The sequence below is a fragment of the Streptococcus sp. zg-86 genome (genome assembly GCF_017639855.1).
GTDB classification, from domain to species: Bacteria; Bacillota; Bacilli; order Lactobacillales; family Streptococcaceae; genus Streptococcus; species Streptococcus zhangguiae.
This window is the reverse complement of sequence record NZ_CP072115.1, coordinates 234,219-247,001: the sequence shown is the minus strand read 5'-3', so window position 1 is coordinate 247,001 and position 12,783 is coordinate 234,219. Positions and strand designations below refer to the sequence as shown.

Sequence of the window (12,783 nt, the reverse complement as noted above, 5' to 3'; positions counted from 1 at the left end):
TTCAATCCACTATATTATAGCTTACTTCATCAAAAAACACCACCCTGTCAGAGGACAAGATGATGCACTATCCGATTAGTCATTATGATGTTCAACTGCCGCTGATACAAAGGCTGTGTAGAGCTCTTCTGGACGGTTTGGACGGCTGGAAAGTTCTGGGTGGTATTGGCAGGCCACAAAGAAGTCGTTTTCAGGAATTTCTACAATTTCAACTAAGCGATTATCAGGCGATACTCCTGAAAAAACAAAACCAGCTGTTTCAAAGGCTTCACGGAATTTATTGTTAAATTCATAGCGATGACGGTGACGGCGCTGCACAACTTCTTGTTCCTTATAGGCCGCTGCAGCACGGCTTCCTTTTTTCAATTTGGTTGGATACAATCCCAAACGAAGCGTTCCACCCATATCTTCTACATCGATCTGATCCCGCATTAGGTCAATGATTGGGTAAGGGGTATCAGGCGCTAGTTCAGCAGAATTTGCACCTTCTAACCCAAGAACATGACGGGCAAATTCGATACAGGTCAACTGCATACCTAGACAAACTCCGAGCATTGGGACATTGTTTTCACGCGCATATTTAATGGCTTGGATTTTCCCTTCGGTCCCGCGTTTTCCAAAGCCACCTGGTACAATCATTCCATCCGCATGGCCAAGTAAGTCTACTACATTGTCTGCTGTCACATCATTGGCATTAATCCAATCAATCTTCACTTCTGCATCATTGGCATAACCAGAATGTTTCAAGGCTTCTACGACAGAAATATAGGCATCTGGTAATTCGACGTATTTTCCGACCAAGGCAATCTTCACTTGCTTCTTCAAATTCATAACCTTGTCAACCATAGCAGACCAGTCTGTCATGTCTGCTGCTGGCGCATCAATCTTCAAATGGTCGCAGACGATTTGGTCCATTTGCTGCGCTTGTAAATTAAGAGGAATTTGATACAAATGCTCTACATCAAGCGATTCGATTACCGCTTCTGGTGCAACATCACAAAATTGTGCTAATTTATTTTTAATCCCTTGACCAACAGGCTCTTCTGTCCGAATCACCAGCATATTTGGCTGAATACCTAGCCCACGTAATTCTTTAACGGAGTGTTGGGTTGGCTTGGTTTTCATTTCACCAGCAGCTTTCAGATAAGGTAGGAGAGTCGTATGAATATACATAACATTATCTGCACCGACATCTGATTTCATTTGGCGAAGGGCCTCTAAAAATGGCAAACTTTCAATATCCCCAACTGTTCCACCAACCTCTGTGATAATGACATCAGCATCCGTTGTCGTTGCTGCTCGCTTGATCTTTTCTTTTAAGGCATCTGTGATGTGTGGAATAACCTGAACGGTTGCTCCTAAATACTCACCACGGCGTTCTTTACGGAGAACTTCACTATAGATTTTTCCAGTTGTTACATTGGAATACTTATTGAGATTGATGTCAATAAAGCGTTCATAGTGACCTAAATCAAGGTCTGTTTCTGCCCCGTCATCTGTAACAAATACTTCCCCATGTTGATACGGACTCATTGTCCCCGGATCAATATTGATGTAGGGATCAAATTTTTGAATCGTGACTGTTAAACCACGGTTTTTCAGCAATCGACCCAGACTTGCTGCCACAATGCCTTTCCCGATTGAACTCACCACGCCACCTGTTACAAAAATATACTTTGTTGCCATGCAATTCTCCTTTAAAAAACAAAAATAGCCCCCTGAAACAGGGAGCTCTGGCCTCAAAAGAGGCGCCCGATTAATACTATACTGAAAATAAATCCATTTGTCAACTGACAATTATTCGTCATCTACTGTTTCATCGTCTTCTTCAGAATAATCATCATCGTCTTCTTCATTTAGCTCAACTTCTTCATCAACCAAATCCTCATCTGGGATAATTTCATTGATTTCTGAATCGTATGACTCTACTTCATCTTTCTCATCATCTGGATTGTCATCGCCATATTCAGTTGATGTCGTTGTCTCATAGCTATCTTCGTCTTCTGGATCATCATTTCCGTAATCAATCGCATCTTCATCGCCATCCATAAAGGCATTGACACGTTTTTTCTTCCGTTTTGGTGCATCTTCATCGTCTTCTTCAAGTGTAATGACTTCTTCATCAATCTCATCAATCGCATACCATGAACGAAGCCCCCATTTGTTTTCACCTAGAGGGATGAAGCTACCGTCCACATTCAAATCAGAGTAGAAAATAGGCAGGGTTGCACGAATATCACTATTTGATTTTCCTAGATAATTTTGCACTTCATTGACCAAATCATTGAAATACATCTCGTTATCACGGCCACGTTCTTCCAAAATAGCACGTGCCACCTCAATCATGGATAGTTCACTTTTTTCTTGTCCTGCAAATACCGTTAATTCCAAGGCTATTCTCCTTATGTCTATCTGAGTCCGTTTCAGCAACGAGGGCTTAGGACGAATTCGTTTTTTGTCTTTCCTTACTATTTTACGCTAAAATCAGCAAATAGTCAAAGATAATTTCATTCTCATGAAAATGAGAGAAAAATAGAAGCTGAGACTTAGCTCAACCTCTATTCATTGATTTTTTGTGTTATTTTACAGTTGCTGTGCTTGTAATCACTTCAACAGCTTTTTTCACTGCAATGTCATGTTTCAACATATCTTCTGAAAGAAGGCGACGAACTTGTTCTACTTCCATGTTGTATGTTGCAGCCAAGTCAGTGATTTCTGCTTCAATTTCTTCTGCTGTTGCTTCAAAGCCTTCTGCTTTTGCTACCGCTTCAACAACAAGGTTTGTTTTTGTACGTTTTTCAGCATCTGCTTCGTATTGTTTATGAAGGTCATCACGTGTCGTTCCTGTGATTTGGAAATACATATCTGGTGAAATACCTTGCTGTTGCATACCGCCAAGGAATTCGTTGATAGCACGGTGTACTTCCTCATGAACCATTTCTTCTGGAAGGTCAACGATTTCTGCATTTGCAACTGCCAAATCAAGTGCTGCTGATTCAACTGCATCGTCAAAAGCAATTTCTTTTGCTGCTTCTAATTCTTTGCGGTATTTCGCTTTCAACTCGTCAAGTGTTTCCACTTCTTCGTCAAGATCTTTTGCTAATTCATCATCAAGTGCTGGCACTTCTTTTGCTTTAACTTCATGAATTTTTGTCACAAAGAGAGCTGGTTTTCCTGCCAAGTCTGCTGCTTGGTAATCTTCAGGGAAGGTTACTTCTACATTTACTTCTTCACCTGCACTGTGACCTACCAATTGGTCTTCAAATCCTGGGATAAATTGACCGCTACCAAGAGCTAATGAGAAGTTCTCACCTTTTCCACCATCAAATTCAACGCCGTCGATTGAACCAACGAAGTCAATCACAACTGTATCGCCTTCAGCAGCTGGTTCCTCCTTGATGACCAATTCTGCTAACGTATTGCGTTCACGCTCAACTTTTGCATCTACTTCTTCATCTGTTACTTCTTTTGTTGCTTCAACAGATACTGCTAAGTTTTTGTAGTCACCTAATTTCACTTCTGGTTTTGTAACGACTTCAGCAGTAATCGTCCAGTCTTGACCTTTTTCCATTGACACAACTTCGATTTTTGGTTGCGCAACCACTTCAAGACCTGCTTCTGCTACCGCTGCTTCATAGGCTGCTGGTAAAAGAGCATTGACAACATCTTGGTACAATGATTCTTCACCAAATTTTTGGTTGAAGACTGCACGTGGTAAATGACCTTTACGGAAACCAGGTACGTTAATGTCTTTTTTAACCTTGTTAAATACACGATCCAATTCTGGTTTGATAGCATCTTGAGCGATTGTAAATGTCAAGACACCGCGGTTTGTTTCTTTTGATTCAAATGATACAGACATTCTGTCATTTCTCCTTAAAATTTTATTGCATACACGCTATTATATCATATCTCTCTGTATTCTCCAAATTTTTGTGCCAAATCTTTTCATAAATTCCATCGATAACAACCGCTATTTTCTTTATTATTTGACCCAAAAGGACTATAATAAAACTATATAGCAACCGATTCTCACTTTCCAACAGGAGATTGATTATGAAAAATATCTCATCAGCGCTATCCTTCAAATTGTGGCTAGGGACATTGCGATTTTTATCGGCATTTCCTGGAAAAATATTCCCATTAGCGCAGCCTTCATCTCCCTCTTAGGCATGCACGCTGTCACTGCAATTCATCTCTTGAATGCCTGTACCGATCATCAGTATTCAGAGACTAAGAAGCGATACACTTGAGAAGTGTGCCCGGTTGAGAATAGCTGTTTAACAACGTTTTACAAACCTGACTGAGCTTGCTTTTATGCTATTTCATGGCAAATCATTTCTCGATTGCGCAACTCAATATGATGAGTATAGCGGTGTTTGAGTCTTTCATCATAATGGTGGGCCACTTCAAAAATTGTACAGTCTGTTTCAAAAAAGAGATTGCGAATGATGTCAGACGATTGCTTGTCAATAGCCGATGTCCCCTCATCTACTAGTAAAACCGGTTGCTGATGTAGCAAGGCACGCGCAATCTCAATTCGCTGCTTTTGTCCACCAGATAATTGAGAGCCGTTTTCTCCATATTCTTGATCCAAGCAAGCCTCCCCCAACTCCTTCACTAATCCTACTTGATTGAGTAAATCAAGCAACTGTTCATCTGGGATATCCTGCAATTCCATCAGCAGATTTTCCCTCAAGGTCACATCAAAATAATAGGGTCCCTGCTGGATACGAGCAATCTGAACAGCTGAACAAGGCACTTCACCCCAGTTTTCCTCAAACACAACCTGTCCGCTCCTTGGCTGCAAGCACCCCTGCAACACATCCAAAAAACTGGTTTTCCCGCTACCTGATGCACCTGTGATTAAGACCTTACTGCCGAATGGAATACGGAAGTTTGCCTGATGAACAAGATTATCTTCATAGCCAAAAGCAAGATCAGAAACTGCAATTGTTGGGCGTACCGCAAAAGAATGAGACTCTTGAGATTCTAGTATCGTTCTGTCTTGAGCAAGGATTGTAGCGATTTTCTCACGTGTGCTCTTTGTTGATTGAATCATCCGTAAGTAAGCTGCCACATTACGAAAAGGATAAATCACACGATCACTCGCTAGAAAGAGAGCGATGATAACCGTGATTGTCAATTGACCGTTTAGTACAAAGAAAAGACCGACTGCTGTTGGAATAATATAGCCAACCCATGAAGCCATTGCTCCGATAAACATAACCATCGCATGTTTATTGTTGAGATCCAATCCCCTTGTTTCCATTTGCGCAAGGCTCTTATCCGAACGTGTAAAGAAGGTTGAAAAAGCCTGATAGGTCGATACAACTGCATAACCTTGAAAGAAATCCTTGGTATTTTTTATAAAGGCTTCATTCGCCTTCGTAAACTGCTCCGTTGCACGCCCTAGCATATTGGCAAAAAGCATGGATGGTAGCATTGCTAAAAGAGCAAATACCAAATAAACCATTGAAATAAAGGGATGTAAATACACGAGGTAGATTAGAGAAATCAACCCCATCACGCCATGAAAGATACACTCAAAAATAACTCTAAAATACTTATCTTCAATCAGTTTTAAATCAACGGTTAGTAGAGAAATTGTATTCCCCACATCGGACTGAACTTCCTTAGCTAAGGCTAGAGAGCGAATCAATTCTTGCTTATAATGCTGATTAAGACCTTTTATCAACTGATTTTTCAGATAATCTTGTAACCAAGTAGCTAACTGGATCATCAATACTCCACCCAGACCAACTCCAACAAAGAGCAGTAAATCCTCTACAGTTGAGCTTTTTGAAAAGAGCGTTACGCGAGATACAATCTGAGACAATACAATCCCATCAAAACTAGATACCAACATAGCCAAACCACAAACGATGACAATTCTCTTCGGTAAAACTTTCCATAGCTGATGTATATTCATCTTTAGCTCCTCCTTTTATCTACCCTTAGTTTAGCAAGATACAAGGAAAAAACAAGGGTATTTCAGCAAGAGGTCAACTGTAAGTGGTAAGTGGTAAAAATCGCGATGTAAGATACAAAGGAAGTGACTGTCGATACCCATAAAGAAAGGGTAAGCCAGTGGATTAGTTTAGCCTGAGTCTAAAAATAAAAGAGTGGACTCAATCGGTTTCTGAAAAATCACGATTGAGTCCTACTCCCTATCTCTTGCGAATGCTATCTTCTTGATACAAAGCCCTAGCTCCGCCAATCAATTTTGGCCGACTAGCAAGCGCTGTGACATGAGCCTGTCCAATCTGGCGTAAGGTCGGTCGCAGAGGCACTTGAACATGTTTGACATGCATACCAATCGAGGTATCTCCGATGTCAAGACCCGCATAGGCTGTGACAAATTCAACTTCAATAGGATCTGTCATATACTCAAAAGCTGCTAACTGACCTGAACCCCCTGCATGTAAGCTCGGTAGTACATTCACCATTTCTAAATCCTTAGCAAGCGCAAATTCTCTTTCCACTACCAAGGCGCGATTTAAATGTTCACAACCTTGAACGGCAAGGTATATTCCTTTCTCCGTAAGAGTGTCTAATATAGTCTTAACAATCACTTGGCCGACTTCAAGACTAGAGCGCTTGCCGATAGAACCTCCCAAAACCTCACTTGAAGAAAGCCCCAAGACAAACAACTGCCCTTTTTGAATTTGGCTGAGTTCTAGCACCTCTTCTAAGACCGTCAAGGTTTCCTGTCTGATTATTTCCATATCCATCATCTAGACCGCCACCTTTCTGACCTTGGTCATTGCAGCTGCAAGGATTGACCCAAGAATGATTCCGACTGCATTTTGAATGAGATTTCCGGCAAGACCATCTAGGGCACTAGCAACGTTATACAAGAACACACTCGCTATAAAATAGCCACCAACCATGGCAATTGAAGCTAGAAACAGCCCGAGAATCCGACCCTTTCCTGACCAACCAGCTGCATAACCTTGCAGACCATGAAAGAGCAGACTGAAGAAGGCCCATTGTGGATAACCTAGTAAGAAATCGAGCAGAAGAGCCGATAAACCACCAACAATTGCTCCCTCTTTTGCCCCAAGATAAAAGGCTGTAAAGAAGACTCCCACATCTAATAATGTAATAAAGCCTGTTAAAGTAGGAACGTGTATGTAGCCCAAAACGACTGTCAAAGCCGTCAAAATGGACAATAACACGATTCGTTGCGTTTGATTAATTTTCATATTGTACTACTCCATATTCATCTGCTGCTTGAATGGCACGGTAGACAAAATCCTTAGCTTCTGTCACCGCCTCTGCTACCTTGCTGCCTAGAACCAAATGACTGGCAATGCTTGAGGCAAATGTACAACCAGCACCTGTATTATTATTGTTCAAAACCTGCGAATCTAGCACTTGAACTGTCTTTCCATCATAGTAAACATCTAACGCACGTTCATGATTGAGGCGATTACCACCTTTGATAACCACATGTCTAGCTCCTAAATCGTATAAAGTCTGAGCAGCTTCTTTCATCTCATCAAGCGTTTGGATTTTTCTTTGGGTCAATAGCTCCGCTTCTGCCACATTCGGAGTGACAATGGTGATATAGGGTAAAAATGCCAGTAACTCATCGCGTAGATTACTCACTTCCACATCATGTGTTTCCTTACAAACTAAAACCGGATCAAGGACAATCGGAATATCTTGATGAGAACGTACAAAGGCGAGTGCCTGCTTAGCAATGGCTACATTGGGTAGTAACCCTAATTTTATGCCCGCAAAAGGAATATCTTTTAAACTAGCCAACTGTTTCGCAAAGACTGCTTCATCAATCGGTATGACTTCAAATCCTTTTTCTGTCATAGCAGTTAAACAAGTCACCGCAACAAAACCATGCAAGCCATTGACCGTATAGGTTGTCAAGTCTGCATGCAGTCCACCGCCACTAAAAATATCATTCCCTGAAAGGGCTACGATGTATTTACTCTTCATACCAAATCTCCTTTAAGTATAGACCATTGGGTGCAGCCGTAGGACCTGCTAACTGCCTGTCTTTTTCTTTCAAAATGCGCTCTATCTGCTCAACCGGCATCCGATGATTGCCAATTTTCAACAAGGTCCCCACCATATTGCGTACCTGTTTATAGAGAAAGCCATTTCCTGTAAAGGTGAAAACTAGTAAATTCCGATCTGTGTCTACTTCCACACGCGCTTCTGTAATTGTCCGTACCTTGTTCTCTACTGCTGTACCAGAGGCTGTAAAACCTGTGAAATCATGAGTCCCAACTAAAGACCGAATCGCTTCTGTCATACGGGACAACTCCAAATCATAGGGAAAATGAGTCGCATAGCGCCGCATCATCGGATTCTTCGGCCGACCAATATCCACTAAAAACTCATAGGTTTTCTGGTGTTTGGCATAACGGCAATGAAAATCGTCTGCCACTTGCGCAACAGCTACTACATCAATATCTTCCGGACTTTGAGTGTCCAATGCATAACGCAACTTTTCAACATCACGGGTGCCTAGCAAGTCAAAATGAATGACTTGTCCATAAGCATGTACCCCACTGTCTGTCCGCCCCGCTCCGTGTACCACTACTTCTTGTCCGCTATTTAAACGTCGCAAGGTCTTTTCCAATTCCTCCTGAACGGTCCGTGCATGGGGTTGGCGCTGAAAACCTGAAAAATCGTATCCATCATAGGAAATAATCGCTTTATATCTTGTCATAGCATGATTGTACCACAGTCCAAAACTCTCTTGCAAGATTGTCAAACCCCATCTGTCCTATGACAGATTAAGAGAGGGAATTTTATTCGCTCTTTTGATCTAAATAAGGTATAATAAAGAAAACGATTAGAAAGAGAGGCGTGCCATGTCTATCCCTATCCATCATACTGATCACCAAGAAGCCTATGCGCACGTCGTCAATCACCTAAAAGAAAAAGGAGTACGGATGACTGAAACCAGAAAAGCAGTTATTCGCTATCTTATTGACAGCTCCGAACATCCAAGCGCCGAGATGATTTACAAAGACCTACGCCCAGCTTATCCCAATATGAGCCTGGCCACTGTTTATAACAATCTCAAGGTCTTAGTCGAAGAAGGATTCGTCACTGAATTAAAACGTAATAACGATACAACCACCTACTACGACTTCATGGGCCACGATCATTTAAATGTCATCTGTGAACGCTGTGGAAAAATTACTGATTTGATCGCTGAAAATATGCCTAGCCTCGAACATCAGGTCGAAGCTCAAACAGGCTATCAGATTACCAAAGAACTCTTAACCGTTTATGGTATTTGTCCAGATTGCCAATAAATATAAAAAAGCCTAGAACAGAAATGATCGTTCCTGTTCTAGGCTTTTTTCCATTTTTCAATAGGTTGCCAAGCGTTTTTCCAGATGAACTTGTCCTAGTGCATAGAGGGTACAAATCATCCAGTAAATCAAGGCTACACAAATATAGACTGTCATATAATCTGACTTAGCTCCACCGATAATTTTAGCCTTATTAAATAATTCTGGCACAGTAATCATAGCAGTCAGCGAGGTACTTTTTACCATATCTAACAAAACATTGCTAAGGGGTGGCACTGCAATCCGAAAGGCTTGGGGAATAATCACTTTCCGATAGATAATCGAGGTCTTTAATCCAAGAGAACGAGCCGCCTCCCATTGCCCATGATCAATCGCAGAAAGTGATGAACGAATAATCTCTGAAATATAGGCACTCGACATGAGGGTAAATGCAATGATACTAGCACTAATTGCATCTAACTCCAAGCCCATAAAAGGTAAGCCAAAATAGATAAAAAAGAGTAAGACCATTAGCGGAATTCCTCGCATCAAAGAAATATGGAGCATGGCTAAATAGCGAAAAATAGCTAGACGTGACATCCGACAAAGGGCTACAAAAAAGCCAAAAACAGTTCCCAAGGCAAAACCAATGAGGGATAAGGAAAGAGTATAAGGTAAACCTTCTAAAATCTTAGGAATTGCCTCCCTTGCTAGCTCTAGATTAAAAATAGCCTGCCAATTCATGTTTTCTCCTCCACCATCGAAAAGGGAGCGGAAATTCCCAGTTCGATTCAAACTAGTTTTTCTTCACTCCCATGTATTCTCTTGCTATAGTGGATTGAGAAAGGAATAGGAAAAGGTAAGGAGCCGCAGATAGAACTAGGCGTTAATTGAGGATTACTCCATAATCCCTATTTCCAACCTTCAACAGTCCACTGGACTATTGAAGCAAAGCGACTGAACGATGTCCTAACCTTTATTCAATTCACTATACAAATCTATTTGACGTCTGATGTATCAATAACTGGTAAACTTTCTACTCCTTTTTCAGGCTCTGTCAAGTCTTGACCAGCATAGTATTTTTCAGAAATTGCCTTGAGCGTCCCATCTTCTTTCATCGCTTTGAGGACTTCATCTAGCTTTTCTTTTAGGCTCGTATCAACCTTACTCATCACAATTCCTTGCTCAGTCGGATTGTATTTAGCCGTTCCCATTTTCACCTTAATATCTGGGAATTGTTGTGTAATATATTTTACCGCAATCACTTGAGTATAATAATCGTTTGGAATAAAGTCTGTACGACCTGTTGACACATCGCGCAAGTAGACATCATTCGTAACATTATCATAGATTACAGGCTCTGCACCTAATTTCTCTGCAATTTTCATGTACTGAGTACCAGCACCGCCTCCAGCTTTTTTACCTTTCCAATCGCTCAAATCAGCTGCTTCAATACCTGATGAACCGTCTTCACGAACAATCATACCGCCAATAGAGTATTTATATGGAGTAGAGAAATTGTATTTTTCTAACCGTTCTTTTGTCGTATCAAAGTTATTCACAGCGATATCAACTTTTCCACTATCGACAGATGTAAAGGCTTCCGCAACACCAATTTCTTGGTATTCAACTTTAATATCTAATCGCTTACCAATTTCATTGAGCATATCAATTTCATATCCAACTAACTCATTGTCATCATTATGGTAAGACGTTGGATAAAGCGTTCCTGGGGTTGCAACTTTCAACACTCCTGCCTCTTTAATACGATCCCATTCTGTCTGATTTGCAGAAGATGTTTTTTCTGCATTTCCAGAACACGCAGCTAATGCCAAGGAGGATACAAGTACAGCTGAGGCTAGTAATTTTTTCAACATAAAAATCTCCTTTTTATTGTTTGAATAACCTCTATCTCAAGGTCAAAAAACATACACGAAAATGGTAACACAACAACATACTTTTAGCAATTATTTTAACTGAAAATTTAAAGCGCTTTTCCAAACCATTTTCCTTCATTTTCAAGCTCTTCTGCCAGCGATAGAAGAATATCCTCACGCCCTTTAGCGGCTGTTAGTTGGACACCAATTGGCAGGCCTTGAGCTGTTTGATAGACCGGTAAACTGATAGACGGTTGACCTGTTAAATTAGCCTGTGCAGTAAATGGAGTCCAAGCTAAAGCTGCTTCAAACATTTGCCAAATCAATTCTTGCTGCTCCTCCATCTCATAGTCATCCATATTCCGTAGCTTTTCTTCTATGTGTTTGTCTAATGCAAATTGACCATGTTTGGGAGCAGCATTTGCTACCGTAGGAGTCAACAAGACATCATACTGTTGATGAAAAGCTGCCATTTTTGCACTGTATTGATCCCAGTCCTGTAAAATATGACTATAACGATGGGCTGGAATCGTTAATCCACTACGGTAAATCGCCCAGGTCATCAACTCCATATCATCAATTGTCGCCTTGCGCCCCAAACTACGTTCAATTTCCACAAACATCTGTGCCGTTTCAACACTATTCATCATGTAATAAGAACGAATAGCTTCTATCCCATCTAGCGGATCTCTCGTCAATTCAACCACTTGATGCCCCAGTTGCTCCAAGAGGGGCAATATACTTAAAACAGCCTCCTGCGCTTCTTTTTCTACCTGCGTTCCAATGGGGGATTTGAGCGAAAAGGCAATTTTGAGCGATCTTTTTTCTGGAGCGAACAGACAATCCCAAGATAGGGTTTGCAAAGGGAAAGGTGCCTCCACTTGATAGGTCTGCAAATGATAGAGTAGTCGCTTGGTATCTCGAATTGATTTGGTCAAGGCAAAATGGACAGAAGCCCCTTGCCAACCGCGGTAAGAGGAAGGCCCAACTGGTATCCGTCCTCGACTAGTCTTTAAACCAATTAAACCATTGAAACTAGCAGGAATACGGATAGAACCACCACCATCTGAGGCACCCGCTAGAGGCACCATACCAGAAGCGACAGCAGCTGCCGAACCACCACTTGATCCACCTGCATTTCGCGTCACATCCATCGGTAAATTCACAGACCCATGCACTTGGCTATCTGAAATATTCTTAAAACCAAACTCTGGCGTATTAGTTCGTCCTAGCACAATAAAACCTAGCGCTTCCATCCGCTGCGTATAAAGGTCACTCTTTTGTGCCCTATAATGAGTAAATAAGCGAGAGCCAGATGTGGATAATTCCCCTTCCTGTTCTTGGCCTAAATCTTTTAACAGAATCGGAACACCTGCAAAGGGCTGATTATCTTTTTTCACATTTCTTGCTTGCTCCAACGCTCGCTCATATTGAGTGCTTACAACTGCATTCAGAACTGGGTTCAATTCCTCAATCTTGTCAATACTTGCTTTAACACATTCTTCCGCTGACACCACGCCGCTTCTAATAGCCTCTGCCATAGCTGTCGCATCTTGGTACATTACTCTTCTCCTTTTTAAACCTCATTTAGCCATTCTGTCCTCTGAATGCTAGCCTATCACGAAATAGAAAAT

The 12,783-nt window shown here is 41.3% G+C and carries 12 protein-coding genes; 1 reads left to right on the top strand and 11 read right to left on the bottom strand.

Annotation, left to right across the window (positions count from 1 at the left end; translation table 11 throughout):
- Positions 1-75: 75 nt before the first annotated feature.
- The 8 genes from J5M87_RS01360 to truA all read right to left on the bottom strand — a co-directional run bounded on the left by J5M87_RS01360 (position 76) and on the right by truA (position 8,698).
- Positions 76-1,686 (bottom strand): CTP synthase, encoded by a 1,611-nt coding sequence (locus J5M87_RS01360; RefSeq protein ID WP_154607739.1) that lies wholly within the window; start codon positions 1,684-1,686, stop codon positions 76-78.
- A 111-nt stretch (positions 1,687-1,797) separates the two neighbouring features.
- Complete coding sequence (gene rpoE / locus J5M87_RS01355) at positions 1,798-2,391, bottom strand: DNA-directed RNA polymerase subunit delta (protein WP_154607740.1); 594 nt, start codon at positions 2,389-2,391, stop codon at positions 1,798-1,800.
- 187 nt (positions 2,392-2,578) lie between these two features.
- Positions 2,579-3,862 (bottom strand): trigger factor, encoded by a 1,284-nt coding sequence (gene tig / locus J5M87_RS01350; protein WP_154607741.1) that lies wholly within the window; start codon positions 3,860-3,862, stop codon positions 2,579-2,581.
- Positions 3,863-4,315: 453 nt separating this feature from the next.
- The gene (locus tag J5M87_RS01345; RefSeq protein WP_154607742.1) at positions 4,316-5,932 is read right to left on the bottom strand and encodes an ATP-binding cassette domain-containing protein; all 1,617 of its coding nucleotides are present in this window, start codon (positions 5,930-5,932) and stop codon (positions 4,316-4,318) included.
- 238 nt (positions 5,933-6,170) lie between these two features.
- Positions 6,171-6,734, bottom strand: a complete 564-nt coding sequence (locus J5M87_RS01340; protein ID WP_154607878.1) for a TIGR01440 family protein — start codon at positions 6,732-6,734, stop codon at positions 6,171-6,173.
- Between the two features lie 3 nt (positions 6,735-6,737).
- Positions 6,738-7,208 carry an ECF transporter S component gene (locus J5M87_RS01335; RefSeq protein ID WP_154607743.1) on the bottom strand — a complete coding sequence of 157 codons (471 nt, stop codon included), beginning with the start codon at positions 7,206-7,208 and terminating at the stop codon, positions 6,738-6,740.
- Entirely contained in the window at positions 7,198-7,959 is a 762-nt protein-coding gene (locus tag J5M87_RS01330) for a bifunctional hydroxymethylpyrimidine kinase/phosphomethylpyrimidine kinase (protein WP_154607744.1), read from the bottom strand. The genes J5M87_RS01335 and J5M87_RS01330 overlap by 11 nt, the downstream gene beginning before the upstream one ends.
- The gene (gene truA, locus J5M87_RS01325; RefSeq protein ID WP_154607745.1) at positions 7,949-8,698 is read right to left on the bottom strand and encodes a tRNA pseudouridine(38-40) synthase TruA; all 750 of its coding nucleotides are present in this window, start codon (positions 8,696-8,698) and stop codon (positions 7,949-7,951) included. The genes J5M87_RS01330 and truA overlap by 11 nt, the downstream gene beginning before the upstream one ends.
- Before the next feature lie 145 nt (positions 8,699-8,843).
- Between truA and J5M87_RS01320 the strand changes: the two genes are divergently transcribed.
- The gene (locus J5M87_RS01320; RefSeq protein WP_067086696.1) at positions 8,844-9,293 is read left to right on the top strand and encodes a Fur family transcriptional regulator; all 450 of its coding nucleotides are present in this window, start codon (positions 8,844-8,846) and stop codon (positions 9,291-9,293) included.
- Positions 9,294-9,350: 57 nt separating this feature from the next.
- Here the strand turns inward: J5M87_RS01320 and J5M87_RS01315 are convergent, their stop codons facing one another.
- The 3 genes from J5M87_RS01315 to J5M87_RS01305 form a co-directional block, all read right to left on the bottom strand.
- The gene (locus J5M87_RS01315) at positions 9,351-10,016 is read right to left on the bottom strand and encodes an amino acid ABC transporter permease (protein ID WP_154607746.1); all 666 of its coding nucleotides are present in this window, start codon (positions 10,014-10,016) and stop codon (positions 9,351-9,353) included.
- A 254-nt stretch (positions 10,017-10,270) separates the two neighbouring features.
- Positions 10,271-11,149, bottom strand: a complete 879-nt coding sequence (locus J5M87_RS01310; protein WP_154607747.1) for a transporter substrate-binding domain-containing protein — start codon at positions 11,147-11,149, stop codon at positions 10,271-10,273.
- Positions 11,150-11,256: 107 nt separating this feature from the next.
- On the bottom strand, positions 11,257-12,711 hold the full coding sequence (locus J5M87_RS01305) for an amidase (RefSeq protein ID WP_154607748.1): 1,455 nt from the start codon (positions 12,709-12,711) through the stop codon (positions 11,257-11,259).
- Positions 12,712-12,783: the final 72 nt, after the last annotated feature.